26 protein-coding genes are annotated in these 25,940 nt (G+C 39.9%); 11 read left to right on the forward strand and 15 right to left on the reverse strand.

The genetic code is table 11. The features are described from left to right. Window positions 1–17: 17 nt before the first annotated feature. From leuD to ilvD, 8 genes are all read right to left on the reverse strand, one after another. Window positions 18–599 (reverse strand): 3-isopropylmalate dehydratase small subunit, encoded by a 582-nt coding sequence (leuD, locus tag HCB49_RS08670; protein ID WP_185604697.1) that lies wholly within the window; start codon window positions 597–599, stop codon window positions 18–20. Then, window positions 586–1,974, reverse strand: a complete 1,389-nt coding sequence (leuC, locus tag HCB49_RS08675; RefSeq protein WP_185604698.1) for a 3-isopropylmalate dehydratase large subunit — start codon at window positions 1,972–1,974, stop codon at window positions 586–588. Before leuC ends, leuD begins: the two co-directional genes overlap by 14 nt. Window position 1,975: 1 nt before the next feature. Beyond that, window positions 1,976–3,028 carry a 3-isopropylmalate dehydrogenase gene (leuB, locus tag HCB49_RS08680; protein WP_185604699.1) on the reverse strand — a complete coding sequence of 351 codons (1,053 nt, stop codon included), beginning with the start codon at window positions 3,026–3,028 and terminating at the stop codon, window positions 1,976–1,978. Window position 3,029: 1 nt separating this feature from the next. Continuing rightward, on the reverse strand, window positions 3,030–4,568 hold the full coding sequence (locus tag HCB49_RS08685; protein ID WP_070293960.1) for a 2-isopropylmalate synthase: 1,539 nt from the start codon (window positions 4,566–4,568) through the stop codon (window positions 3,030–3,032). A 157-nt stretch (window positions 4,569–4,725) separates the two neighbouring features. Next, window positions 4,726–5,721, reverse strand: coding sequence for a ketol-acid reductoisomerase (ilvC, locus tag HCB49_RS08690; RefSeq protein WP_003723151.1), 996 nt, complete (start codon window positions 5,719–5,721; stop codon window positions 4,726–4,728). Window positions 5,722–5,818: 97 nt separating this feature from the next. Continuing rightward, the gene (gene ilvN, locus HCB49_RS08695) at window positions 5,819–6,310 is read right to left on the reverse strand and encodes an acetolactate synthase small subunit (protein WP_003723150.1); all 492 of its coding nucleotides are present in this window, start codon (window positions 6,308–6,310) and stop codon (window positions 5,819–5,821) included. Further along, on the reverse strand, window positions 6,311–8,032 hold the full coding sequence (ilvB, locus tag HCB49_RS08700) for a biosynthetic-type acetolactate synthase large subunit (RefSeq protein WP_185604700.1): 1,722 nt from the start codon (window positions 8,030–8,032) through the stop codon (window positions 6,311–6,313). 17 nt (window positions 8,033–8,049) lie between these two features. Next, a complete protein-coding gene (gene ilvD / locus HCB49_RS08705) occupies window positions 8,050–9,744 on the reverse strand; it encodes a dihydroxy-acid dehydratase (RefSeq protein WP_003728794.1) in 1,695 nt (564 codons plus the stop codon). 687 nt (window positions 9,745–10,431) lie between these two features. Between ilvD and HCB49_RS08710 the strand changes: the two genes are divergently transcribed. Both HCB49_RS08710 and HCB49_RS08715 read left to right on the forward strand, forming a co-directional pair. Beyond that, the gene (locus HCB49_RS08710) at window positions 10,432–10,959 is read left to right on the forward strand and encodes a GNAT family N-acetyltransferase (protein WP_185480932.1); all 528 of its coding nucleotides are present in this window, start codon (window positions 10,432–10,434) and stop codon (window positions 10,957–10,959) included. Then, complete coding sequence (locus HCB49_RS08715) at window positions 10,932–11,420, forward strand: DUF6884 domain-containing protein (RefSeq protein WP_185604701.1); 489 nt, start codon at window positions 10,932–10,934, stop codon at window positions 11,418–11,420. Before HCB49_RS08710 ends, HCB49_RS08715 begins: the two co-directional genes overlap by 28 nt. Here HCB49_RS08715 and HCB49_RS08720 read toward each other — a convergent pair. From HCB49_RS08720 to zwf, 3 genes are all read right to left on the reverse strand, one after another. Continuing rightward, on the reverse strand, window positions 11,400–11,537 hold the full coding sequence (locus tag HCB49_RS08720; protein ID WP_003763184.1) for a hypothetical protein: 138 nt from the start codon (window positions 11,535–11,537) through the stop codon (window positions 11,400–11,402). The genes HCB49_RS08715 and HCB49_RS08720 overlap by 21 nt on opposite strands. Before the next feature lie 31 nt (window positions 11,538–11,568). Further along, complete coding sequence (locus HCB49_RS08725) at window positions 11,569–12,000, reverse strand: YueI family protein (protein ID WP_185604703.1); 432 nt, start codon at window positions 11,998–12,000, stop codon at window positions 11,569–11,571. Window positions 12,001–12,118: 118 nt separating this feature from the next. Then, the gene (zwf, locus tag HCB49_RS08730; RefSeq protein ID WP_185392125.1) at window positions 12,119–13,594 is read right to left on the reverse strand and encodes a glucose-6-phosphate dehydrogenase; all 1,476 of its coding nucleotides are present in this window, start codon (window positions 13,592–13,594) and stop codon (window positions 12,119–12,121) included. Between the two features lie 302 nt (window positions 13,595–13,896). Here zwf and rnz point away from each other — a divergent pair, with 302 nt between their 5' ends. From rnz to dinB, 3 genes are all read left to right on the forward strand, one after another. Continuing rightward, the gene (gene rnz / locus HCB49_RS08735; RefSeq protein WP_185604704.1) at window positions 13,897–14,817 is read left to right on the forward strand and encodes a ribonuclease Z; all 921 of its coding nucleotides are present in this window, start codon (window positions 13,897–13,899) and stop codon (window positions 14,815–14,817) included. Window positions 14,818–14,821: 4 nt separating this feature from the next. Then, a complete protein-coding gene (locus HCB49_RS08740; RefSeq protein ID WP_185604705.1) occupies window positions 14,822–15,613 on the forward strand; it encodes an SDR family NAD(P)-dependent oxidoreductase in 792 nt (263 codons plus the stop codon). 109 nt (window positions 15,614–15,722) lie between these two features. Continuing rightward, entirely contained in the window at window positions 15,723–16,793 is a 1,071-nt protein-coding gene (gene dinB / locus HCB49_RS08745; protein ID WP_185604707.1) for a DNA polymerase IV, read from the forward strand. Between the two features lie 36 nt (window positions 16,794–16,829). On the opposite strand, the gene HCB49_RS08750 is transcribed toward dinB, so the two are convergent. Both HCB49_RS08750 and HCB49_RS08755 read right to left on the reverse strand, forming a co-directional pair. Then, entirely contained in the window at window positions 16,830–18,029 is a 1,200-nt protein-coding gene (locus tag HCB49_RS08750) for a toxic anion resistance protein (RefSeq protein ID WP_185604709.1), read from the reverse strand. Continuing rightward, a complete protein-coding gene (locus tag HCB49_RS08755) occupies window positions 18,007–18,666 on the reverse strand; it encodes a 5-bromo-4-chloroindolyl phosphate hydrolysis family protein (RefSeq protein WP_185392121.1) in 660 nt (219 codons plus the stop codon). Before HCB49_RS08755 ends, HCB49_RS08750 begins: the two co-directional genes overlap by 23 nt. A 274-nt stretch (window positions 18,667–18,940) precedes the next feature. Between HCB49_RS08755 and HCB49_RS08760 the strand changes: the two genes are divergently transcribed. The 5 genes from HCB49_RS08760 to timR all read left to right on the forward strand — a co-directional run bounded on the left by HCB49_RS08760 (window position 18,941) and on the right by timR (window position 22,938). Further along, window positions 18,941–19,498, forward strand: a complete 558-nt coding sequence (locus HCB49_RS08760; RefSeq protein WP_185604821.1) for an NUDIX hydrolase — start codon at window positions 18,941–18,943, stop codon at window positions 19,496–19,498. Window positions 19,499–19,642: 144 nt separating this feature from the next. Next, complete coding sequence (locus tag HCB49_RS08765; protein ID WP_185604711.1) at window positions 19,643–19,861, forward strand: hypothetical protein; 219 nt, start codon at window positions 19,643–19,645, stop codon at window positions 19,859–19,861. 757 nt (window positions 19,862–20,618) lie between these two features. Continuing rightward, entirely contained in the window at window positions 20,619–21,506 is an 888-nt protein-coding gene (gene timA / locus HCB49_RS08770; protein ID WP_185604712.1) for a macrodiolide ABC transporter ATP-binding protein TimA, read from the forward strand. Beyond that, window positions 21,503–22,318: a macrodiolide ABC transporter permease TimB gene (timB, locus tag HCB49_RS08775; RefSeq protein ID WP_185604713.1), complete on the forward strand. Its 816-nt coding sequence runs from the start codon at window positions 21,503–21,505 to the stop codon at window positions 22,316–22,318. The genes timA and timB overlap by 4 nt, the downstream gene beginning before the upstream one ends. Then, window positions 22,318–22,938, forward strand: coding sequence for a macrodiolide transporter TimAB transcriptional regulator TimA (gene timR / locus HCB49_RS08780; protein WP_185604714.1), 621 nt, complete (start codon window positions 22,318–22,320; stop codon window positions 22,936–22,938). Before timB ends, timR begins: the two co-directional genes overlap by 1 nt. Before the next feature lie 15 nt (window positions 22,939–22,953). Here the strand turns inward: timR and HCB49_RS08785 are convergent, their stop codons facing one another. After that, window positions 22,954–23,952, reverse strand: a complete 999-nt coding sequence (locus HCB49_RS08785; RefSeq protein ID WP_185604716.1) for an NAD(P)/FAD-dependent oxidoreductase — start codon at window positions 23,950–23,952, stop codon at window positions 22,954–22,956. Next, window positions 23,942–24,766, reverse strand: coding sequence for an ABC transporter ATP-binding protein (locus HCB49_RS08790; protein ID WP_185392115.1), 825 nt, complete (start codon window positions 24,764–24,766; stop codon window positions 23,942–23,944). Before HCB49_RS08790 ends, HCB49_RS08785 begins: the two co-directional genes overlap by 11 nt. Window positions 24,767–24,931: 165 nt before the next feature. Here HCB49_RS08790 and HCB49_RS08795 point away from each other — a divergent pair, with 165 nt between their 5' ends. Then, window positions 24,932–25,873 (forward strand): iron-hydroxamate ABC transporter substrate-binding protein, encoded by a 942-nt coding sequence (locus HCB49_RS08795; RefSeq protein ID WP_185604717.1) that lies wholly within the window; start codon window positions 24,932–24,934, stop codon window positions 25,871–25,873. Window positions 25,874–25,940: the final 67 nt, after the last annotated feature.

Raw genomic sequence — 25,940 nt, forward strand, 5'->3', positions numbered from 1 at the left:
ATCCTCACTACCTTTTCTTATATTGAATCCACTTTTTGTTCATAGGCTTTAATCGCATCAATATGTTCGAATGTAATGGCGATATCATCTAGTCCATTAATAAATTTATTTTTCCACGTAGCATCAATCTCAAAAGGGTAGGTGCCAACTGAACTGATAACTTGCTGGTTTGGCAAGTCAATCGTCACTTTTTCATCGGCTGAAATTTGCGCTAATTTCTCACGAGCCTCGCGAGGAAGAACAATTGGAAGCACGCCATTTTTCGTACAGTTCATATAAAAAATATCACTATAACTTCCAGCGATAATCACACGAAAACGGTAATCGAGTAGCGCCCAGGCGGCATGTTCCCGAGAAGAACCACAACCAAAGTTATCTCCAGTAATCAAAATAGTTGCTTCTTGGCGGTCCGGAGCATTGAGCGGGAAATCTGGATTCGGTTTACGGTTCGGAAGGTAACGCCAACTATCAAAGAGAAATTCACCAAAACCAGTACGTTCGATGCGTTTTAAGAAACTTTTGGGAATGATTTGGTCGGTATCAATATTGTCGTTCATTAGCGCAACTGTTTTTCCAATGTGTACTTTAATTTCCTCCACTGATAACCGCCTCCTTTCGAATATCGATAAAGTGTCCGTTGATTGCCGCGGCCGCAGCCATTGCTGGTGAAACGAGATGCGTACGAGCGCCTTTACCTTGCCGTCCTTCAAAGTTGCGATTCGAAGTTGATGCGCAGTGAACACCATCCGGTACTTGATCGGGGTTCATCCCTAGACACATCGAACAACCAGGTTCACGCCATTCAAAACCAGCTTCTATAAAAATTTTATCTAGTCCGATGGATTCTGCCGCATTACGCACTTGGCGAGAACCAGGGACAACGAGGGCGCGAATATTATTTTTCACTTTGTTTCCTTTGACGATACGAGCTGCTTCTTCTAAATCAGAAAGTCTGGCATTCGTACAAGAACCAATAAACACATAGCCAAGCTCGATTTGTTCCGCCGTTTGTCCAGGTTTTAGCCCCATATATTCATAGGCGCGCTCATAGTTCATATCTTTAATTTCTGGAAATGCTTTCGAAAAAGGAACACCCATTTCTGGATTCGTTCCCCAAGTGACATATGGTTCCAAAATACTCGCATCCATTTGGATATGAAGGTCGTATTCTGCATCTGGGTCAGTTTGAAGCGTTTTCCAGTCGCTAATTGCTTTATCCATATCAGCGGGAGCATATTCACGACCGCGCACATATTCAAAAGTAGTTTCATCTGGCGCCATCATGCCCATTTTTGCTCCGCCTTCAATCGCCATATTGCAAATTGTCATCCGTTCTTCCATTGACATATTTCGAATAGTTTCACCATAATACTCGACGGCATAACCAGTTCCAAAAGCAACACCATACGTGGCAATCAAATGCAAAATAATATCTTTCGCATAGACACCTTTTGGAAGTTTGCCGTTAATCTCTATGCCCATTGATTTTGGTTTTTGTTGCCAAATGGTTTGAGTCGCAAAAACATGCTCTACTTCACTAGAACCAATCCCAAAGCCAATCGCCCCGAAAGCGCCGTGTGTTGCCGTATGAGAATCCCCACAAACAATCACTTTACCAGGTTGTGTTAGTCCGGTTTCTGGTCCAACCATATGCACGATTCCTTGGCGATCACTACCCATATCAGCTAGCGTTACGCCGAATTCCTCGCAATTGGTTTGCAGTGCTTCGATCTGCTTTTTAGCAACAAGATCTTGAATGTTGAAAATATCTTCGGTTGGAACGTTATGATCCATTGTCGCAAACGTTTTATCTGGTCTGCGCAGTGGTCGATTTTCCATTCTTAGTCCTTCAAACGCTTGAGGAGAAGTAACTTCATGAATCAAATGAAGATCAACGTATAATAATTGCGGTTCACCTTCTTTGCCATAAATGACATGACGGTTCCAAAGTTTATCAAAAAGTGTTTTCCCCATTTTATTCTCCTCCTTCAATTTGTTTTAGAACTTCATTTGTAAAGTCTGTTGTGGAAGTATTGCCTCCAAGGTCAGCAGTTAAAAATCCGGCTTGCATCGTTCTTGCTGTTGCTGCATCAATCGTATCTGCTTCTTTAAAAAGAGAGAAAGATTGGCGTAGCATCATCGACACCGAAGAAATCATTGACATTGGATTCGCGATATTTTGATTCGCAATATCTGGTGCGGATCCGTGAATAGGCTCATATAAAGATGGTCCATTTTCCGCGTGGCTAGCAGATGGGAGCATTCCAAGTGAGCCAGTAATAACCGACGCTTCATCGCTTAAAATGTCGCCAAACAAATTTTCTGTCACGATAACATCAAAGGTCGTTGGTCGCTGAATCATAAGCATTGCGGCAGCATCGACATATAAATGTTCTAATGTGATATCTGGATGGCGACTCGCGACTTCTTCGGCAATTTTACGCCATAGTTTACTAGAAGCTAGCACATTCGCTTTATCCACAGAAGTAACTTTTTTATTTCTCGTCGCAGCTATTTCGAAAGCTTTCTCGATAATTCGCTCGATTTCTGCACGTGTATACGTTAGAGTATCCACAGCTGCCGCATCGTCCCAATGTTTCGGTTCCCCGAAGTAAAGTCCGCCTGTCAACTCACGAACAACGACAAAATCAGTGTTCTCGACAATTTCCTTTTTTAAAGGAGAAAGGTGCGTGATGGAACTTGGGACTTGAATAGGGCGAATGTTGGCGAAAAGACCTAGTGCTTTTCGTAGTGCAAGTAAGCCATCTTCGGGTCGTTTCGGTGCGTTATCCCATTTAGGACCACCAATGGCTCCAAGTAAAATCGCGTCGGCATCTTGGCACGATTTTAAAGTGGAAGGGGGGATTGGATCTTGAGTTGCGTCAATGCCCGCTCCGCCAAATGGTTGGGAGTCAATTTCAAACGTATGGTTGTATTTTTTTGCGACTGCTTCTAAGACTTGAAGTCCAGAAGTCATAATTTCTGGACCAATTCCGTCGCCAGCTAGGGAAGTAATTTTATAGGTCACGTTACTTTACCTCCTCGAAATCAGCTTGCTTGCTGGCGGTTTTGCTTTTGCCTGATGCTTGCAAATAAGCTTTAGCACTAGCTGTTAAAACGTCAAAATCAATACCGATACCATGGAACTCAGCGCCTTTGTCATTTTTAATGACGACATGGACTTCTGCTTGGGCATCTTGGCCGGCTGTAATTGCTTGGATACGATAATCGGTTAATTCGATGTCTTGTTTCATTAGGCGATTAATTGTGTTGTAAATCGCTTCAATGCTACCAGAACCAGTTGCTGCGTCTTCTACTAGAGCGCCATCACGTTCTTCAATGCGAACAATCGCACCTTGGACGCCGCCAGTAACATATTGAACTTGCAAATGTTTTAGTTCGAAATCATCGGCTGACTCGGAAGATTGGCCGAGAATTAACGCGTGCAAGTCTTCTTCAGTTACTTCTTTTTTCGCATCTGCTAGTTGTTTGAAACGTTTAAAGGCATCTTTTTGTTCTTGTTCGGTTAGTGTGTAACCCATTTCTTCCATGCGCGTATTGAAGGCATGTTTTCCAGAAAGTTTACCAAGAGGAAGCGAGTTTTTATCTACGCCAACTAGGGCAGGGGTGATGATTTCATACGTGTCTGGATTTTTTAGTACGCCATCTTGATGAATACCGGATTCGTGCGCGTAAGCATTACCACCGATAACTGCTTTGTTGCGGGGAACAGGCATACCCGACAAACGACTAATCAGATCACTAGAATTTTTAAATTGGTTCAAAACGATATTTGTTTCTGCTTGATAAAAATCTTTGCGAATATGAAGCGCGACAGCAACTTCTTCAAGAGCCGTATTCCCAGCACGTTCGCCAATCCCGTTAATTGTACCTTCGACGCGTCTTGCACCATTTTCGATTGCAGCAAGTGCATTTGCAGTCGCCATACCAAGGTCATCATGACAATGGGAAGCGAAAGTAATCTCATCAAATTGTTTAATTTCCCTACGCAAATCTTGGAATAGCTGTCCGAATTCGGTTGGATTAGTATATCCGACCGTGTCCGGAATGTTAATGACAGTTGCTCCGGCATCAATTGCTGTTTGAACGGCTTCAATTAGAAAAGCACGATCTGACCGAGTTGCATCTTCTGGTGAAAACTGTACTACTTCGAATTTTTGTCTTGCATAACTAATGTGGTGTTTAATGGAAGCAAGAACTTCCGCCCGACTCATTTTTAATTTGTATTCCATATGCACATCGCTCGTTGCTAAGAAGATATGTATTTGCGGAGAAACAGCGTCTTTAAGCGCTTCTTCCGCGCGGTCGATATCTCCTTCAACACAGCGCGCTAGCCCTGTTACAGAACAATGTTTAATCGCTTTTGCAATCGCCTTGACGCATTCAAAATCTCCAGGAGAAGAAATCGGAAAGCCGGCTTCAATCACATCAATTCCAAGTTTTTCGAGTTGTAAGGCAATCTGGATTTTCTCCTTTACGTCAAAATTAACTCCAGGTGTTTGTTCGCCATCTCTAAGTGTAGTATCAAAAAACTGGATTTTCTTCATTCGATTTCACCTCTTGTTTTATATTAGATAGGGAAGCTTGGATTTTTCCTGCTTTCAGTATCAGTTTAAGAAAGAAACGCGTTCTACCTTCAACTCATATTGAAAAAGGATAAACGGTTGCTAGGCGAAAAACTCGCCTAGCAATCCGAATTAAGTATTAATGTTGCGGTTTGACAAATGGCATCATTTCGCGAAGTTCAGCACCAACTTTTTCGATTTGATGACCTTGTTGTTCTTTGCGCATTCTATGGAACTCTTTAAAGCCGTTTTTGTTGTCATTGATGAAAGATTTAGCAAAGTTACCATTTTGAATGTCGGTAAGTACTTCTTTCATTGCTTTTTTCGTATCGGCTGTAACAACACGAGGGCCGGATACATAGTCGCCATATTCAGCTGTGTTGGAGATGGAGTGGCGCATTTTTTCCATGCCGCCTTCATACATCAAATCAACAATCAGTTTCATTTCGTGTAGTACTTCAAAATAAGCGAGTTCTGGTTGGTAGCCAGCTTCTACAAGTGTTTCAAACCCAGCTTGGATAAGGTGAGTCGCGCCCCCACAAAGAACTGCTTGTTCGCCGAATAGATCTGTTTCTGTTTCTTCTTTGAAAGTAGTTTCGATAACGCCAGCTCGAGTTGCGCCAATACCTTTTGCGTAAGAAAGGGCTGTATCACGTGCGTTTCCAGTTGCATCTTGGTAGATTGCGAATAGGGACGGAACCGCGCCACCTTCAACAAATGTACGGCGAACTAAATGACCTGGCCCTTTTGGAGCTACTAGGAAAACATCTACATCGCTTGGAGGATTAATTACGTCAAAATGAATGTTAAAACCATGTGCGAAAACAAGTGCATTGCCAGCTTTTAGGTTAGGTTTAATTTCGTTTTCGTATGTTTCACCTTGCGTTTCATCTGGCAAAAGAATCATGATAACGTCTGCTTTTTCAGCGGCTTCGCTAACAGAATAAACATCAAAGCCATCGTTTCTAGCAGATTCGGCAGATTTTCCTTCGCGAATGCCGATAATAACGTTATTGCCATTGTCACGTAGATTTTGAGAATGCGCATGACCTTGCGAACCATACCCGATTACTGCTACTGTTTTACCTTCTAGTGCGTTGTTTTTTACTGCATCTTCATAATAAACTTTTGTCATTTTTCCTAACCTCCAACTAAATTCTTTTTATATTTCAGAATAGCGATGTGCTGTTCTGATGCTAGCAAAGCAAGAGACTGCTCTGTAGTAAATGATTTTAACCCATTTTTTTAGGGCTTCTTGTAAAGCCGGTTACGCCGGTTCTAGCCATCTGTTTAATGCCGTATGGGCGAACTGTGTCAACGAAAGCATCAATTTTTTCGCTTGTGCCAGTTACTTGAATGACGACATTTTTCGTGCCGACATCAATGACGGTTGCGCGAAATGGTTCGATGACTGCGTTTAACTCAGATCGTAAGGCGGCGGGGGAGTTGATTTTAAGCAAAGCTAGTTCGCGTTCGATATGCGCATCGTCAGTAATATCGCTCACTTTGAGCACGTCAATTTGTTTGTTGAGCTGTTTTGTTACTTGTTCGATTTCGTATAAGGAATCGACATGGACGACGATGGTAATCCGGGAAACATTTGGGATTTCGGTCCAGCCGACAGAGATGCTATCGATATTGTATTGGCGTCTGGAGATAACCCCAGTGATACGATTTAATACGCCAGAAGAGTTGTTTACTGTAGCGGTAATGATTCGGCGCATTTATTCCACTCCTTCCATTTGGTGATTTGGTTTGCCGCTTGGAACCATTGGAAGTACGAGTTCATCTTTGGCAACATGAACGTCAATGACAATTGGTCCAGGGTGAGCGAACGCTTTTCTTAAATCTTTTTCCAGCGTTTCAGGATTCGTCAGGCGAACCCCTTTGACGCCATAAGCCTCAGATAATTTGACAAAATCTGGTTGACTCGTGAAAATCGAATGGGAGTATCTTTCACCGTGGAATTTTTCTTGCCACTGACGAACCATCCCGAGCGAACCATTATTGATAATGACCGTTTTTACATTGATTTGATAATCGTTTAAAATCGCGAGTTCTTGGTTAGTCATTTGGAAACCGCCATCGCCAACAATCGCGACTACCGTTTTATCCGGGAAAGCCAGCTGTGCACCAACTGCTGCCGGGAAGCCAAAGCCCATTGTGCCAAGGCCGCCACTCGTAATAATTTGATGATCAAATTGGAATGGATAAAACTGTGCCGCCCACATTTGATGCTGGCCAACATCGGTAGAAACAAGCGCTTCACCTTGCGTAATCTCACCAATCAGTTCAATGACACGCTGTGGTTTAATTTCCACTTTTTTCGTTCTATCAAAATTAAAAGGATGACGGTTTTTACGAGTCATATTTAATTTATACCAATGAGATGTATCTGGATGAACCGGAAGTTCCATTTGTAAAAGTTGAGTGAGTGTTTCGTTGATATCCGCCACAATCGGAATTTGCGTTTCGATAATTTTGCCGATTTCAGCAGGATCAATATCGATATGAGCAATGGTTGCTTTCGTGGCAAATTCTTTCGGCGCGCTTGCAAGCCGGTCGTCGAATCTGGAGCCAAAATTAATCAGCAAGTCGCAATCCGTTAGCGCCATATTGGCCGCATAAGAACCGTGCATACCACCCATACCAAGGAATAAATCATGGCTTTGCGGGAAACTTCCCAGACCAAGCAGTGTATTCACGATAGGAATTTGATAGCGTTCAGCGAATTCTAGTAATTCAGCTGTAGCTCTGGCATGATTGACGCCAGCTCCGGCAAGTATTAGTGGCTTACTTGCGGCGGAAAGAGATTGCATTAGTTTTTCAAGTTGAAGTGGGTTTGGTGAATAAGTCGGTTGATAACCCGGCAAATCAATCGTATCTGGTCGGACAGACTCTGTTTGGATAATCCCCATGTCTTTTGGAATATCAACGACAACAGGACCTTTACGACCAGTACTTGCGATATGGAAAGCTTCATTGACGATTTTTGGTAAGTCACGAACATCGCGCACTTGGTAATTGTATTTCGTAATGGGGATTGTTAGTCCAATCATATCCGCTTCTTGGAAAGCATCTTTTCCAATGCCAGGCGTATGAACTTGTCCGGTAAAAATGACTAATGGAATCGAGTCACTCATTGCATCCGCGATACCAGTTAGTACGTTGGTTGCACCAGGTCCACTAGTTACAACAACGACACCAGGTTTCCCGGTAACACGAGCATAACCTTCCGCCGCATGAATCGCTCCTTGCTCATGCCGTGTTAGAATATGCGGAATATCACAGTCATAAAAGGCATCATAGAGAGGAAGAACCGCGCCACCCGGATAACCAAAAATCATGTCGACTTGTTGTTTTTTCAAGGCGTCAATTAAAAGTTCTGCTCCACTTTTACTTTGCTTTTTTGTCGCTTTTTCATTTGTCTTCGTCGTATCAATCACGCTTATCACCTCATTTTTTAGTCGATTAAATCTTCTGGAATTTGCAAAATACCACCAGTGTGGGCGCTCGTTACTAGCGCAGTGTATCGTGCAAGGTAACCAGTTTTTACTTTAGCTTTAAATTTCGGTAATTCTTTTCTTCGTTCTTCCAAAACCTCATCAGGAACATCCACATTCAGCGTCCGGTTTGGCAAATCAATCGTGATGATATCGCCGTCATGAACGAGTGCGATTGGACCACCAGCCGCAGCTTCGGGAGAAATATGCCCAACTGCGATACCGCGAGTAGCTCCGGAAAAACGGCCATCTGTAATCAAGGCAACATCTTTTCCTAAACCACGTCCAACAATACTGGAAGTTGGTGCAAGCATTTCTGGCATTCCCGGGCCGCCTTTTGGACCTTCGTAGCGGATAACAACCACATGTCCCTCGCGAACCGTATGATTATCAATTGCCTCAACAGCCTCATCATGAGAACTAAAGCAAATCGCTTCTCCTTTGAAAACTTGTACGGAAGGATCTACGCCGCCAACTTTGATAGCTGCTCCTTTTGGTGCGATATTTCCGAATAACATCGAAAGTCCGCCAACTGGGCTGTATGGATTTTCTTTTGGATGAATAACATCGGTATTATTAATTTTTGCATCAGCTACATTTTCGCGAATCGTTTTTCCGGTAACGGTGATACGGTCTGGATGAATGGCGCCACCAAGGTCAACAAGTTCTTTAACGATGGCAGAAACGCCGCCAGCTTCATGAACGTCATGCATCGAGTAAGAAGAGGATGGTGCAATTTTGGAAAGGTAGGGAACACGTTTGGCGATATCATTGATACGTTCCAAATCGTAATCTTCAATACCAGCTTCGTTTGCAAGTGCGAGTGTATGTAGTACGGTATTTGTCGAACCACCCATTGCCATATCTAGCGCGAAAGCATCATCAATCGCATCTTTTGTAATAATGTCACGAGGACGAATATCTTTTTTAACTAAATCCATCAAATGAAACGCAGATTCTCTAATAAGGTCACGGCGCGCGTCAGAAACAGCAAGTGTGGTACCATTTCCCGGAACAGCCATACCGAGTATTTCCATTAAGCAGTTCATTGAATTCGCTGTAAACATACCAGCACAAGATCCACAAGTTGGACACGCATTGGCTTCCATATCAAGGAAATCTTCCTGCGACATGCTGCCATCTTTGAATGCGCCAACCGCTTCAAAAACAGAAGAAAGAGTGAGTGCTTTTCCGTGAGCTGACAATCCAGCTTTCATTGGACCACCAGAACAGAAGATAGCGGGGACGTTTGTACGAACCGAAGCGAGGAGCATGCCCGGCGTAATTTTGTCACAGTTTGGGATGTAGAAAACTCCGTCAAACCAGTGCGCATTGATTACCGTTTCCGCTGCATCCGCGATCACTTCACGAGAGGGAAGGGAATAACGCATACCGATATGTCCCATCGCAATGCCATCATCTACACCAATCGTATTAAATTCAAATGGGATACCGCCAGCCTCTCTAATTGCTTCTTTAGCTACATCCGCAAGTTCTCGCAAATGCACATGACCAGGAACAATATCAATGTAAGAGTTACAAATAGCGATAAATGGTTTGTCCATATCACCTGGACTTTTAATTTGACCTGTAGCATGCAGCAAACTTCTTGCTGGAGCTTGTTCGACACCTTTTTTTATTTTGTCACTACGCATATGACTTTACCCCATTTCTAATTAAGAATTGTTTGCCGACACTGAATTTTTAGAATTCACTAAATAGCGTGGCATTAATATATATGATTAAGTTCTGCTTGCTTGATAATCGCTTTTTAATGCTTGAAAATCCGAAATCCGGCTAAATAAAAAGCACCCCAATGATGAAAACAATGGGATGCTTTGCCAGAATCCCATTTAACGTAAACAGGACTCAAACTACTGTAAATTTCTACAGTGCTCAAAGTCCTTCTAGAGTAATAAAATTGTAATGACTGATTTAGTCGTTTTCATAAGTCATTATCCCCTTCGTTAAATGGTTTTATTTTTCGATTAGTCGCACATTTTTGAAAAAATTAATATCAAGAAATGTTATGTTAGTATTTAATATATACGGTTGCCATGCGATTGTCAATTGTTATTTTGAAAGTTTTCCGTCAGTTTGCACAATTCAAGCAACTTGCACTTTTAACTGAAATTAGTACCTGGTCTTATATTTGGACTATAACTAACATGGAAGCGCATTCAAAATTGAAAGGTCAAGTATATAGTCAGAATAGTTTTATTTTTATAGTTTTCCACCATTTAAATAATAATTTGGATAAAAAATCACAGATTAGTTGCGTTTCTCTACCCAATTCTGCTAAATTGAAAGTAATAAATTCGTAGGAAAGCCGGGTTTTAGTTGTGGATAATTTAGAAACAGATCGCTTAATTTTAATTAACTACACACTAGAAATGATTCAAGCAACAATCAATGGGACAGAAGCTTTAGAAAAAGCAAGTGGCTACCACGTGTCGCCTGATTGGCCTGGAATTGATTTCTTTTTTTATTTACCCTATGTGTTAGAAAATGTAAAAAAAGACGATAGAATGATTAAATGGACACGCCTAGTCGTTTTAAAACAAGAAAATAAGATTATCGGCGAAATTGGTGGACAAGGGAATCCCGACGAAACTGGCGAAATAGAAATCGGCTATAGTATTGTGCCAGACTACCAAAATAAAGGCTATATGTCCGAAGCGCTAATAGGAATGATCACTTGGCTAGAAGACCAGCCTGAAATAAACCGTATTTTTGCCAGAAGCTACGAGCAAAATGGTGCATCCATCCAAGTACTAAAACATAATCATTTTGTACATATCGAGGAAAAAGATACCGAAGAGAGACAAGGAAGAGTGATGATGTGGGAATATCCAATAAAACAAACCTGATTATTATTGCATCAGGAAAACCGAAAATATGGGACAAATTGCCGGATATCGGCCCAGTAAAAGCAAGTGAAGTATACACCGGAACATTTCACCGTTTAAGTAAAGCCTACGCAGTGCAATTTGCGAAAGAATACTTAATTTTATCGCCTAAATACGGTTTTTTACGACCAGATGATATCGTTCCAACAACATATGATATTCGCTTCACGATGAAAGGAACAGGGGCGGACACCATTCAGCTCGAGGAACTAAAAGCGCAGTGGCAAAAATTACAAATAAACCCTACTGAACAAATCCCGATGTTAGGCGGTAAAAAGTTCAGAGGGCTACTCGCGAGTATTACAGACAATAAACAATCTTTTTGTTTTCCTCTTGAAGGTGCAACAGGGATTGGTGTCATGCAGCAAGTGTTAAAGCAAGCTGTCGAGACAAACATTCCATTAAATCGTACTAAGCAGTAGAAGGGCAGCAGTTATGAGTAAAAACATAACCCCCATATTGACGTTTTTACGAATGAAAAAATAAATCGTTTGTAACGCCATTAAAATAGCGAGTGATACCGTGATAAGATGTAACATAAATCGACCTCCTCGATGTTGGGCGGGAAACTTAATTAAACAATTTGCGAACCTTCTTCAGTAAAGAGACAGGTTCTTCTTGTTTTTCTACCTGTTCTTCTTTATATAAATGAATATCTTCTTTGTTTACCGCTTTTTGACAGGCAAGGACAAGATAAATATCTGTTTCACCTTCCAAACGAGTAACAATTGAAAATTCATGTTTACATTTTTCTGCAAGTTTAATATAAGGGCGTAAAGAATTGTAATGCAGTAATCCGTTTAACAGAAGTTTGGAGTCACTATTTTCTAGGATTGCTTTCTCTAGTTCTGGAAGATATTCTTGGGTTAAAACTTCTTCTTTTGTGAGCGCGACTAAGACACGTTCACGGTAAGTTCCTAAATATTTTTTCTTCTCAGCGGGATTAATTTCTTTTGCCCCATACATGCCTTTTTCTAGATAGTCATCAATATTTTCAGCCATTATATGAGCTCCTTTAACTAGTTAGTTTTCCTCTCTATTCTAACATGCCTAGTAGCTTTTGCAAGTAAACAAAGAAAACCAGAAACAGGCTAGATTAGCCATATTTCTGGTTTTTTGATTAATCGATTGGGAACCACTGGAATCCGTCACGTTGAATAAGGTCGTCTGCTTCTTTTGGACCCATTGAACCGGATTTGTAGTTCGGGAAATGATCTTTTGTATTTGTCCAAACATCTGCTACATGGTCGATAAAGTTCCATGATAGCGAAACTTCATCCCAGTGAGAGAAGTAAGTTGCATCGCCGCGCAGACAGTCGAGAATTAATTTTTCATATGCTTCAGGCGTATTCATGCCATCTGGTGAAGAATGAATATAATTTAAGTTGACTGGCATTGTCACCATTCCTTGACCAGGTTCTTTTACGTTCAAATGAAGCGTAATACCTTCGTCAGGTTGGATATGAATAACAAGCACATTGCCACCAAGCGATTGTTGTTGGCCAAATAAGTTTAGTGGTACATCTTTAAACTGAATCGCAATTTGCGTTGTTTTCTTCGCAAGACGTTTACCAGTACGAATGTAAAATGGAACGCCAGCCCAGCGGAAATTATCGATTTCCAGTTTTGCTGCAACAAAAGTTTCTGTATTGGAATGAGGGTCGACATTATCTTCTTGACGGTAGCCTTTTAGTTCTTTGCCATCTACTTCACCGGGACCATACTGACCACGGATAAAGCTTTGATGTACTTCTTTTCCTTCAAAAACACGTAAAGAACGAAGCGCGCGAACTTTTTCATGACGAATCTCGCGAGTTGATAAATTAATCGGTGGCTCCATTGCAAGTAAAGAAACGATTTGTAAGATATGGTTTTGTACCATGTCGCGAAGTGCGCCACTTTCATCGTAATAGCGTCCACGATCTTCCACACCAAGCACTTCTGTTAAAGTAACTTGGATATTATCGATATAACGGTTGTTCCAAAGCGATTCAATGATCGAATTTGCAAATCGAATAACCGAGATATTTTGGATCATTTCTTTTCCTAAATAATGGTCAATACGATAAATTTCATCTTCTTTAAATGCTTGACGAAGCGAATCGTTTAATTCCTCCGCACTAGCTAAATCATGGCCAAATGGCTTCTCGATAATTAAACGATGAAAACCATCCGTGTCCACAAAGCCTTCTGATTTAATACGACTTGCGATAGTTCCAAAGAAATTCGGCGCCATAGCAAGGTAGAATAGACGATTACCACCTAAGTCATATTTTGCATCGAGTTCATCAGACAAATCTTTTAGCGTTACATAAGATTCTTTATTCGTCACATCATGAGATTGATAGTAGAAATGAGAAGCAAATGCATCCGCGTCTTTTTCGGAACCGTCAATGTCTTTGATAGACTCTTTTACTTTATCACGGAAGAAATCATTACTCCATTCACGACGTGCTGTACCAATAACAGCAAAATTGTCGCCAAGAGATCCCTTACTGTACAAATGATATAGCGAAGGGTAAAGTTTGCGATTTGCCAAATCTCCCGTACCGCCAAAAATAGTAATCAGTGCTTTTTGTTCTAACTCATCTGTCATACGTCATTTACCCTCTTTCTTATTCTCTTAATGGCAAAAAATTAACTGCTAAGAAAAAGTTTTCTTAGTTTGAAAAGAACCCCACAAAAAAAGGCCTTATTAAATGAGCTATTAATTTTCCTCATTAGTCCATACTATTTTATCCATAATGAGGCATTTGTGCAACTGTTTGGTTCGAATATTTTTTTAATTTGACAGTTATTTCTGAATTATAAGCGTTTTTATTGGGAAAATGTTTATTTCCTGTTCGTTTAAGAATGTGATAAAATAAGACACGAACTGGGAAAGGAATGGAACAATATATGGAACTTGTTTTTTTAGGAACTGGAGCAGGCGTACCGTCACGAGGCCGTAATGTCACATCCATCGCACTTTCAATGTTAAACGAACGAAATACAATTTGGCTATTTGATTGCGGAGAAGCAACACAACACCAAATCATGCGCAGTCAAATTAAACTAAGTAAGCTAGAAAAAATATTTATTACCCACTTGCATGGTGACCATATTTTTGGACTGCCTGGCTTATTAAGTAGCCGTTCTTTCCAAGGAGGGGAATCCGACCTAACTATTTATGGTCCAGCTGGAATAGAAGAATACGTTGAAACTTCTTTACGACTAAGTGGGACTAGACTAACATACAAAATTATCTTTAACGAGATTGAACCTGGTTTGATTTTTGAAGATAAGATGTTTTCGATTACCGCGGACGAATTGGATCACGGATTACGTAGCTTTGGTTACCGAATTATTGAGAAAGATAAACCGGGTGCGCTTGATGCGAAAAAATTAATAGCAGCGGGTGTCGAAGCAGGCCCTATTTTCCAACATCTGAAAAATGGTGAAACAGTCACATTAGCTGACGGACGTGTCATTAACGGAAAAGACTACATTGATGAGCCGCAAAAAGGGAAAATCATTAGTATTTTCGGCGACACTAAAGCCACAGATAGTGAACTTGGATTAGCGCTAAACGCCGATGTGTTAGTACACGAAGCAACATTTGAAGGCGATAAAGAAAAGCTGGCAGGAGAATACATGCATTCGACCACGTTGCAGGCTGCGAGTCTTGCGAAAAAAGCCAACGTCAAAAAATTAATATTAACGCACATCAGCTCCAGATACGATCGTGAAGCAAGTAAAGAACTATTAATAGAAGCACAATCTGTTTTTGAAAATACTGAAATAGCGTATGACTTAGCTGTTTTCCCAATTGGAGAGTGACGAAATGAACCCTTTTTTGAAAAATAAAACGGTATTAATTACTGGTGCTTCTAGCGGTCTTGGTGCAGAAATCACAAGACAAGTGGCAGCATCTGGCGCAAACGTTATTATTACAGCAAGAAGTACGGAAAAATTAATCGCTTTACAAAAAGAAATAAGTGCCAATTTTTCAGTTGAAGCGACTTATTTTACGCTCGATATGACAGATTTTGAGCAAGTAAAACAAGTCAGCGCTGAAATCAATGCGGCATATCAAGTAGATGTGTTAGTCAACTGTGCTGGTTTTGGTTTGTTTGAAAATGCAGTAGATATCCCGTTTGAGACCATCGAAAAAATGTTTGATACGAATGTGTTAGGTTTGATTCAGTTAACGCAACTCATCTTACCACAAATGCAAGCTCGCAAGTCTGGTCATATCATCAATATCGCGTCTCAAGCAGCCAAAATTGCCACACCAAAATCAACAGTCTATTCAGCAACAAAATATGCTGTACTCGGTTTTTCCAATGCGCTGCGTTTAGAATTAATTCCCGATAAAATCAAAGTAACGACGATAAATCCAGGCCCGATTGCAACGAACTTTTTCGAGGTTGCAGATAAATCAGGGAACTACTTAGAAACAGTGGGTAAATTAGTTTTGAAACCAGAAAAAGTAGCTAGAAAAACCGTGCAAATTATGGGGACAAGACGCCGCGAAATCAACTTACCTTTCGTGATGAATATCGCAACACGGCTTTACCAAGTCATGCCGCAAGTTATAGAATTCTTCGGAAAAGGCGCATTTTTAAAGAAATAAAACAGGAGAAAATACCTTGTGAAAATAGGGTATTTTTTTCTTGTAATTAATTAAGTTAGCGTTTATAATTAGATAAGAACGCCTGTTCGTTTTTAAAGGAGATGCAGTTATGGATACGAGTAGGAAAATTATTCATATTGATATGGACGCTTTTTACGCATCTGTAGAACAACGCGATCACCCGGAGTTTCGCGGGAAGCCACTAATTATTGGCGGTGATCCGAATAAGCGCGGTGTTGTTTCGACTTGTTCGTATGAGGCACGCAAATATGGTGTACACTCAGCTATGCCTACTCGCCAAGCTGCCAAGCTCTGTCCGAATGGTATTTTTATTCATGGAAATATGGCGCATTATGTAGAAGTATCTAATCAAATCCGCGAAATCTTTTCCAGATATACGGATATTATTGAGCCACTTTCTTTAGATGAGGCCTATTTAGACGTGACCGAAAATAAAAAAGGAATGAAATCCGCCACACTAGTTGCACGTGACATCCAACAAACGATTTACCGTGAACTCGGACTAACTGCATCTGCTGGCGTATCCTTCAATAAATTCATTGCAAAAATTGCTTCAGATTTCAAAAAACCTGCGGGTATTACCGTGGTTGCTCCGGAAGAAGCAGAAGCCTTTTTAGAACAAATTCCTGTGACGAAATTTTATGGGGTAGGGAAAGTGACCGCAGAAAAATTACATCGACTTGGGATTGAAACAGGGGCGGATTTGAAGAAGTGGAGTGAATGGGACCTTATTCGTGAATTGCATAAGCATGGTTATCAGTTGTATCGTCACGTGCGAGGTCGTTCGAACAACATTGTGAATCCGCATCGTGATCGCAAATCGGTTGGTAAAGAAACGACTTTTGAATTCAATGTGCTCGATAATCGAATTCTAGAACAAAGTCTTATGAAGTTTGCTAAGAAAGTAGAAGAACGCCTCATTAAGCTACAAAAACATGGCAAGACCGTGGTACTAAAATTGCGCTACAGTGACTTTACAACGATTACCAAGCGGATTACCTTAAACGAATATACCAATGATGCTAATCAAATTTATCAAGCAGCAGCATTACTGCTCCGAGAGAGTTACACTGGTCAGGATAGCATACGTTTGATAGGGCTTACTGTAACTAATTTAAAACCTGTTTACTTTGAAAATTTACGGTTAGAAGGATTATAAGAAAGGCTAGCACGGATTAGGTGCTAGCCTTTTTGCTTATTTCATTTCTAATAAACGTTCTTTAAGTTCTTGTTCCATTGTTACAAGTTCTTTTTCAGCAACGGCACGTTTTGCACGGCCTTCTTGTTGGATTTTAAGCGTTTCTTGTAATGTCTCGATTAAGCTTGATTGAGTTTCTTTCAACGTTTCGATATCCACAATACCTCTTTCATTTTCACGCGCTGTTTCGATAGCGTTTGTTTTTAGCATATCGGCGTTTCGTTTGAGCAGTTCGTTGGTTGTTTCGGACACTTGGCGCTGAGCTGCAACGGCTTGTTGTTGACGAAGCAAGGTAAGCGCGATAGCTACTTGGTTTTTCCAAAGTGGAATGGCAGTCATAATAGAAGATTGGATTTTTTCAGCAAGTGCTTGGTTTGTATTTTGGATTAAGCGAATTTGCGGCGCTTGTTGAATAGTGATTTGACGGCTTAAACGTAAATCGTATACGCGTTTATCAAGTCGATCAGCAAATTGCGTTAAGTCATTCACTTCTTGATAATCCATTTGGTCGCCAGTTTGTTCCGCTTTTTTACGAAGTTCTGGGAGCATTTTAGTATTAATTTCTTCTAATTTTAATTCTCCAGCAGCAATGTAAATATTAAGTGCTTGGAAGTAATCTTTATTTTTATCATAAAGCTGTTCTAGGAAAGAGTTATCTTCCATTAAACGCTTTTTTGAGTGTTCCAGTTTTAACGCGATGCGGTCAATTTGGGTACCAATTTTTTGATATTTAGAAGTAATTTCATTGATGGATTGTTTTACTCGGTGGAACATTTTTGTGAAGACGTTTTTGTTGCGAGCCGCAAGTTCATCAGGATCTGCTTCTTGTAAACGATACATTAAATCGCTAATGATATCGCCAATTGGGCCGACGTCTTGTTTTTGGACATGTGCTAACATCGAATGAGAAAAATCATGTAGCTTAGCTTGGGCCGGAGCTCCGTAACCAAGAATTGCTGCTTGATTTCCAGGTTCGATTTGTTTGGATAACTCTAGTGCTTGTTTTTTATTTGTTTCAGTAAGCATATCAACTAGGCGAGGAGCTGCATCCGTTTCGTTATTTACGATACTTGCAGCAGTTTCACCATCTGATCCAAACGGGTTAGCTAAAAGATCATCTAACGTTTGGTTGAATTCTTTCTCAACTACTAAATCTTTTAATTCATTTGTTTCTTCATTTGGCTTGTTCTCGGTCATCTTTTGTACCCCTTTCGAATTTCTTTTTCTGTTTAGAAATGGAGTTTTTCGCTACTTCTAATTCAAAGTCAAGATTATTCACGTCTTGATTTAAAAGTGTAAATAAATCCTTTTCAATAACGCGACTTAAATCATTTAGAAGTGTACGTGTATCAGAAAGTGTTTGATAGATTTTTTTGTCTTTTACTGGTTGTTTTTCTAAGAAAGCATATTTTTCGGTTAGCTCCACCAAAGAATCAAGATGGGAGAAAAAGAAATCTTCTGCTTCATAGAAACGTTTTGGTTCATCTTTTACGATACCGTAAATTCTTTTTGTAAGTAAAAGCGTTTTGTTGCGTTCTTGGAAAGAATATAGCGCTTTGTTTTGAGTCATGATTTTTTGAAGGCGGATAATTTTCACGCGAGCTTCTTCTAAGTTGGTGCGAATATATTTGTATTCTTTCTTGGTTAATCCAGTTGCAATCATTTGCGCGCGGTCCCCGGCTTTGGATGAAAAGAAAAATAGGGTAGCCGCAACAGCAATAACAATCGTTGCAATTATCAAGCCATTATGGATTAGTAAAGTGAGAATACCAGCCAAAATAATGACAAGGAAAATAGAACCTGTGAATGCTAATATCTTTTTAAAAACGGTCATTATACATCTTCTCCTTTAAGTACCTGTTAAAAGGTCCGCTTTTCTTATAATATGTTTTTCTAAAAATAAAGATTAGTGGAAAGTAACTTACCATTTAAGTATATTTTGTATGCTAGCACTAGGCAAGTTGCAAGGTTTTTATATTTTAGAAAGTGTCCTTTATTTGTTCTTATCATACCATATTTAGAAAATAGATGTTATCAGTCGTGCGATGTAAATTCACCTCGGACTCAGTTATGTTATAATGAAAAAAAACGAGGAGTTGGTGGCAGAGATGGACTTACTGGAAGAAAAAACACTTCATACGGAAAAGATATTTGATGGAAATGTGATAGCTTTACAAGTAGATGATGTGGAGTTACCGAACGGGGAAAAGAGCAAACGCGAAATCGTTAAGCATCCCGGGGCTGTAGCAATTATTCCGTTTTCAGCAGATGGCGAAATGTATTTAGTAGAACAATTCCGAAAGCCACTCGAAAAAACGATTATCGAAATTCCAGCTGGTAAAATGGAGCTTGGAGAGGATCCGCTCGTAACGGCCAGACGAGAACTAGAAGAAGAAACTGGTTTTCAGTCAGATGATTTAACGTATCTTACTTCTTTTTACACATCACCTGGGTTTGCCGATGAACTTTTACATATTTATGTAGCGCGTGACCTCCGGAAAATGGAACAACCATTGGCACAAGATGCAGATGAATTTATTAATTTAGTCAAAGTAACTCCAGAAGAAGCAGAACAATTAATAGAACAACAACTCATTCATGATGCTAAAACAATGTATGCCATGCAATACTGGAAATTACAACTATTAATAGAAGAAAACGAATAAATCTTGTTCAACTGTATGAGATAAATTTATAGGAAACTATGAAAAATGACAAAGCGAAAAAAACAAGTGTGGGTGATTTATTTACGATTTCATTACTATTTGTAACTAGAGACCTTTTAGATTCGGGGATTGGAGGTTTTTTCCATGGCTTCCACAGAATTTCCAATTAATAAGTATATCAAACTGGATGAATTAAGGAGGGACGGTTTCATAAATGTTACTTCACGAGGTTCTGGAATTATTGTAAGCTTCATGAATGCGTATCATTCTTTAGTGCCCTGGAATAGCTTTCATGATCCTAACTATCGAGATTCATTATTAATTTCAATAGATAAAAAATCAAATAAAGTTGTTCTAAAATAGGACGCAAGGTGCAAATAGAAGGTTACTTTATATTTTGAAGAAGGCTTTTTAATAATAGTATATGAAAGCATAAATCTATTTATGATGGCTGCAGTTTAGAAAGACATTATATAGGACTAGATAACCTAGCTCATTTAAAGTTATAGCATTGTTGTGTCTTCATTATGTAAAACATTGTCAGAAGAGGTTGGAATGTGGTATTATTAATGTGAAAAGAGAGCCATGCGTGAACATGGCCCTCAAGCGTAAGCCCATTTAAGGTGGCAGCTAGTTTAATGTATTATAAAAATAACCACTAAACCGTCCAAAGTTTATGAGTGGTTATTTTTTTTGTTATTTTGACTGTTTAATAACAACACTAAGGTTGCAAAAGCGACTGCAAAAGACAGGGCTTCATAAACGGTCATGGATTATCCTTTCCAGGAGTTCCTAACAAAAAATTCATAGGCATCATCCTTTCTTGTTGAAAGAACTAGCCACCACCATATACTTGCTTACTTAACTATAATTATAGCATCCGAAATATGATTATTCTATGTATAATGGAGTGGTTAATGAAATTAGTGATTTTAGGCTGAATCCCATATTTTCTAAGCATAAATACAGATGAAAAACAGTAATTTATCTACTTTTATAGATTTTAGGTGGATTAGATTTTTTTGTGAAAAAGGGTTTAATAGTTCTTGATTGACTACCTGGTCAAAAGGGCTTATACTCAGATTGACTAAGTGGTCAATTTGAGTGTGGAGGAGAGAACATGGAAGCAATTAAAGTGGAGTCGCTCACAAAAAATTATCATAAAAAGCGAGCAATTGAAAATGTGAATTTATCTGTAAATGAAGGCGAACTATATGGTTTTATTGGTCCGAATGGTGCGGGGAAATCAACGACAATTAAAGTGTTACTGAATTTTATTTATGCAACGAGTGGGAGTGCGACAGTTCTCGGGAAAGATGTCGTGAAAGATTCAGCGGAAATTAAAAAAATGGTTGGCTATGTGCCAAGTGAGGTGCGTTATTATCCACAAATGACTGCTAATGATATTATCCACTATGCTGCCAAGTTTCATCATATTGAAAACGCGGCACAAAAAATGAACAAGTATTATGAAATGTTTGCGATTGATCCGAAAAAACGTTTTGGAGAAATGTCGCTTGGAAATAAGAAAAAAGTAGCGATTGTTGCGGGACTTATTACCGAGCCGAAATTATTTATTTTGGATGAACCGACGAATGGGCTTGATCCTTTGATGCAACATTATTTATTTAAAGAAATGACCGAGCGCAATAAAGAAGGCATGACGATTTTTCTTTCTAGCCATAATTTGCGGGAAGTTCAAGAATATTGTACAAGGGCTGCTTTTATTCGAAATGGTAATATTATCGCGGTGGAAGATATCGCCAATCAACAAATGACTGGCAAAGTGATTGCGCTGAAAGGAACGAATTTACCACTGGAAAAATTGACGAATGCGGGCGCAAGAATTATCGAAAAGGAAACGGGGAAAGCGCGGCTTATTTTTGATGAGGATATTAAAACGATTTTGCCGTTATTGCAAGAAAAAGAAATTACTGATTTAACGATTACCAATCAAGAATTGGAAGATAAATTTATGACGCTATACGAAGGGGGAGAAATTAAGTGAACATTTTACACATTGAATGGAAAACACGGATAAAAAGTCTGGTTGTTTGGGCTGTTGTGGTAATTGTGATTTTAGGTGTGTTTATGGCTTTCTTCCCAAGTATGCAAAGTAGTGGAATGCAAGATTTAGTGAATACGAAAATGAATGCACTTCCGCAAGATATGATGAAAATTTTGCATATGGATTCGATGGCAGATTTAACGAATATTGATGCCTATTTTGCGTATGTTTTTCAGTATATTTTTATTGCGGCATGTGTATACGCGGCGTTAATAGGTGCGCAGGCGTTGATTAAAGAAGAAACGGACGGGACGATTGAGTTTTTATATGCGCAGCCAATTACACGGACTAGTCTAGTTTTCTGGAAAATGATTGGGAACTTATTGTCGTTTGTAGCTTTTTGGGCAATTACATTTGTGGCTTCGGTCGTACTTGTTCTTTTCTTGAAGCCGAATGGAGTTGATGGTGGTAATTTAGTCATGGAGCTTGTACGCGTGTTTTCTAGCGAGTTGCTTGTGGCTGCTGTATTTATGAGTGCTGGCTTTATGATTTCGGCGGTGCTTCGTTCAGCCAAGCAAGCTTCTCCAGTTGCACTTGCGCTCGTATTTTTAACGTATATTTTAGGAATTATGGCTGGTTTAAATGACAAGGTCGATTTTTTCAAATATTTTTCACCAATCAACTATGCGATTCCATCTGAGATTATGGATAAAGGAATTACTGGGACGAACGCACTGATTTCTTGCGGGGTGATTGTCGTGATGGTTGCGGCAACCTTTGTTCTTTATAAGAAAAAGGATTTGAAAGTATAATGGATGAAAAACGGTTGAAAATTTTAGAAGCAGCAATGGAAGAATTTACGGAAAAAGGATACCAGGCGGCTAGTACAAATAAAATTTGCGCAATAGCTGGTGTTTCGAAAGGGCTCATTTTTCACTACTTTGGGTCTAAAGAAAAGCTTTATATTGCGGCGGTTAGTTATGCGGTTGATTTTGCGACGAATGAGGTTAGTCTGGAAGGGGAACGTTGGGGTGACTTTGTCGAGATGGCGATTTGGTCGACGAAGATGAAACTGGATTTTAATCGCCAGTATCCCGCGGTGTTTGGCTTGATTATGCAGGCTTATGGAAATCCGCCAGCTGAATTAAAAGGGAAGCTAGATGGCTTTTTTGATAAGGCGATTGAGCGGTCGGAAGCGCAAATGAATCAGGTTTTACGTGAGATGAAGTTGAAGAAAGATGTGAATATGGATGCGGCGCGTAAAGTGATGGCGGCTCTTTTTAAGCATATTACAGAGACGAGTACGATTTATTTGCAAAGCCATCCGAATGCGACGATGGAAGATTTTGTTCCGCTTGCGAATGATTTTACGGAAATGATGCGGATTGTTGAATTTGGGATATGTGAAGAGAAAAAGGATTTGGGCGAGTGAGCCCAAATCCTTTTTTTAACCAATAAAACTTTCGTGATGTGTGCTGATCATCGCTTCATCTGCGGCAGTTGGTTCTAAATATTTTTTCGCACTATTAATCGCGATGGGTCCCTCATGAAGGCCAGCTGCGATAATGCGTATTTTTCGAGGGTAGGTGGCGCTATCTCCACAAGCAAAAATGCCTGGGACCGTCGTTTTCATTTCATCGTCCACAACAATGCCGAAATCCGCTTGTTCAAAGCCCCATTCAGCCATTGTTCCAAGGTCTACTTTCACACCATGATTAATAAAAAGTGCCTCAGTTTCAATTGTTTTCGTCGTTTGCGTTTGATTACAGCAAACGGTAATTTCAGTTAGTTGGTTATTCGTTCCAATTAGTTCGCTGATTTCGTGGTGGATATGAATTTCAACACGGGAGTTTTTAAGTTCGCGCACGCTTTCTTCATGTGCTTTAAAATCTTCGCCGCGGTAAATAAGGTGCACTTGTTTGGCGATTGGTTCGAGGGTTTGAGCCCAGTCAATGGCAGAATTTCCGCCACCAGACACTACCACTACTTTATCGCGGAATTGCTCAATGTTTTTGACATCGTAATGAATCGCTAAAGGGAAATCTTCGGCATGATTTGCTTCTAACTTATTGACTTCAAAAGTGCCACTACCAGTTGCGATAACAATCGTTTTAGAAAAGTGAATCGCGCCGTTATGCGAGGTTAGTTGGAATGTGCCATTTGTTAGTTTGGTCACGTCAACCACGCGCTCATTACAAACAATCGTAGGATGAAATGTTTCTGCTTGTTCTTTTAAATTTGCAACGAGATTTGCTCCTGTAATTGCGGGAATGCCGCCAATGTCGCGAATAATTTTTTCAGGGAAAAAGTAGCGGACTTTGCCGCCAACAGCTGGTTCAGCATCAATGATTTTTGTTTTCATTGAACGTAAGCCACTATAAAATGCGGAAAATAAGCCAATTGGACCGCCTCCGATAATTGTTACGTCATAAACCTCATTTGGCAATGGAATCAAGCTCCTTTACAATTTCGCATCCGTTACATGTTTCGTATGGGAGGCAAAGAGGGACACCGCTGCGTGGATCAATTAAAATATCTGCTTTGATATTAAAAACATCCTCTAAAGTTTGTTCGGTCATTACACTAACAGGCGTGCCTTCTGCAATAACTTTTCCTTCTTTAATGGCAATCATATGGTGGGCGTAACGAGATGCGTGATTTAAATCATGGACAACCATTACGATTGTGCGGTTCTCCGATTGATTTAATTGTTTTAATAAATTAAGTACATCTAGTTGGTGCGTCATATCTAAAAAGGTTGTCGGTTCATCAAGGAAAAGTACATCTGTTTCTTGAGCAAGCGCCATGGCAATCCAAGCACGCTGGCGTTGTCCGCCTGATAAACTATCGATTGGTCGATCCGCAAACTCCGTCAAATTCGTTACACGTAATGACCAAAAAATGATTTCGCGGTCTTTTGCGGTAATCGATTTGAAACTGCTTTGATGCGGGGAACGTCCATAAGAAATTAATTCAAACACCGTCAAACCATCAGGTGCAGAAGGATTTTGTGGTAAAATAGCTAACTGTTTGGCAACTTCTTTGGTTGGCTGACTATGAATCGTTTTACCATCCAAAAAAACAGCTCCTTTAGTAGGTTTCATTAAGCGGGACATCGTTTTTAAAATAGTCGATTTCCCCGAGCCGTTTGCACCAACTAAGGCGGTTATTTTATTCGCTGGAATGGCTATATCTAAACCATCAACAATGATTCGTTTGTCGTATGAAATTTGCAGGTTATCTGTATGAAGGTCTTTCATTTTCATCGCTCCAATTTAAAGTTAAGGTGATAATCATTCTCAATGGTTAAGTATAGAGTTTTTATGGAAAAGATGCAAGCGATACTTTGCTGAGGATGATTTGCACTTTGTGAAGAATGTTGCTATACTAACTGAGAATTATTATCAGTTGCAGGAGGGGTTCAATTGAAAAAAGGTATCTTTTTACTCGTATCAATGCTTTTAATTGCAGTGGTTTTGACGGCTTGTGGAGATAACAAATCGGCTGGGAAAGAACAGGTCGAGATGCGTACATATACAATGACAAATGGAAAGAAAGTAGAGATTCCAGCGCACCCGAAACGAATTGTCGCTTCGGAATATTTAGGAAACATTGTTTTGCTAGGAATGAAGCCAGTTGGTGCTAGAGCGAAACAACTGGAAAATCCATTTTTGAAAGGGAAAGTGGATGGGATTGCGGATATTGGTGATCCTGTTTCAGCAGAAAAAGTGGCGGAATTACAACCGGATTTAATTATCGTTTCAAAGGAAGATGAATTTGAGGCAATGTCGAAAATTGCGCCAACTGTGTTAATTCCATATGCGACTTCTAAAAATGTGGAAGAAGATGTGCGCCAAATTGCTGATTTGGTTGGTGAAAAGAAAGCTGGGGAAGGATGGCTAGATAAGTTTCACCAAAAAGCGAAAGAAAGTAGAGCGAAATTAGCAGGGAAGCTAGATGCGAATGAAACAGTGGGGATTTACGAAGTGCAGGACAAAGATTTTTATGTGATGGGGCAAAATATGGGGCGTGGTGGTCAAGCGATTTATAATGCTTTGCAGTTGAAAGCTCCAGCAAAAATTCAAAAAGATGTGCTGGCCGGGCAAGATTGGCAGAAGATTTCACTAGAAGTATTGCCAGAATTTGCGGCAGATAGAATGTTTGTAACGACGACTTCTTCTGGAGATTCTAAAGACGGCGAGAAGACGTTGAAAGATTTGACGGACTCACCAATCTGGAAAAATTTACCGACGTTTAAAGCTGGGAATGTTTATCAAATGGATTTTGATACGATGTTTTATTATGATCCTCTAGCAGTGGAAGGGCAGTTGGATATGATTGTTGAGAAGTTACTGGAATCTAACTAATGATTGCGCTTAGTGTTTGATATTGATATAATTTTCTTTGCGACTGATAATTATTATCACTTAAAAT

The organism is Listeria cossartiae subsp. cayugensis (assembly GCF_014229095.1).
GTDB classification, from domain to species: domain Bacteria; phylum Bacillota; class Bacilli; order Lactobacillales; family Listeriaceae; genus Listeria; species Listeria cayugensis.

Excerpts from the sequence above, each read along its gene's own strand:
- ilvC (WP_003723151.1), bottom strand. The coding sequence starts at position 5,721 with ATGACAAAAGTTTATTATGAAGATGCAGTAAAAAACAACGCACTAGAA.
- rnz (WP_185604704.1), top strand. The coding sequence starts at position 13,897 with ATGGAACTTGTTTTTTTAGGAACTGGAGCAGGCGTACCGTCACGAGGC.
- HCB49_RS08740 (WP_185604705.1), top strand. The coding sequence starts at position 14,822 with ATGAACCCTTTTTTGAAAAATAAAACGGTATTAATTACTGGTGCTTCT.
- HCB49_RS08685 (WP_070293960.1), bottom strand. The coding sequence starts at position 4,568 with ATGAAGAAAATCCAGTTTTTTGATACTACACTTAGAGATGGCGAACAA.
- HCB49_RS08725 (WP_185604703.1), bottom strand. The coding sequence starts at position 12,000 with ATGGCTGAAAATATTGATGACTATCTAGAAAAAGGCATGTATGGGGCA.
- ilvD (WP_003728794.1), bottom strand. The coding sequence starts at position 9,744 with ATGCGTAGTGACAAAATAAAAAAAGGTGTCGAACAAGCTCCAGCAAGA.
- zwf (WP_185392125.1), bottom strand. The coding sequence starts at position 13,594 with ATGACAGATGAGTTAGAACAAAAAGCACTGATTACTATTTTTGGCGGT.
- timR (WP_185604714.1), top strand. The coding sequence starts at position 22,318 with ATGGATGAAAAACGGTTGAAAATTTTAGAAGCAGCAATGGAAGAATTT.
- timA (WP_185604712.1), top strand. The coding sequence starts at position 20,619 with ATGGAAGCAATTAAAGTGGAGTCGCTCACAAAAAATTATCATAAAAAG.
- leuC (WP_185604698.1), bottom strand. The coding sequence starts at position 1,974 with ATGGGGAAAACACTTTTTGATAAACTTTGGAACCGTCATGTCATTTAT.
- HCB49_RS08765 (WP_185604711.1), top strand. The coding sequence starts at position 19,643 with ATGGCTTCCACAGAATTTCCAATTAATAAGTATATCAAACTGGATGAA.
- HCB49_RS08755 (WP_185392121.1), bottom strand. The coding sequence starts at position 18,666 with ATGACCGTTTTTAAAAAGATATTAGCATTCACAGGTTCTATTTTCCTT.
- HCB49_RS08790 (WP_185392115.1), bottom strand. The coding sequence starts at position 24,766 with ATGAAAGACCTTCATACAGATAACCTGCAAATTTCATACGACAAACGA.
- dinB (WP_185604707.1), top strand. The coding sequence starts at position 15,723 with ATGGATACGAGTAGGAAAATTATTCATATTGATATGGACGCTTTTTAC.
- HCB49_RS08720 (WP_003763184.1), bottom strand. The coding sequence starts at position 11,537 with ATGTTACATCTTATCACGGTATCACTCGCTATTTTAATGGCGTTACAA.
- ilvN (WP_003723150.1), bottom strand. The coding sequence starts at position 6,310 with ATGCGCCGAATCATTACCGCTACAGTAAACAACTCTTCTGGCGTATTA.
- HCB49_RS08760 (WP_185604821.1), top strand. The coding sequence starts at position 18,941 with ATGGACTTACTGGAAGAAAAAACACTTCATACGGAAAAGATATTTGAT.
- HCB49_RS08750 (WP_185604709.1), bottom strand. The coding sequence starts at position 18,029 with ATGACCGAGAACAAGCCAAATGAAGAAACAAATGAATTAAAAGATTTA.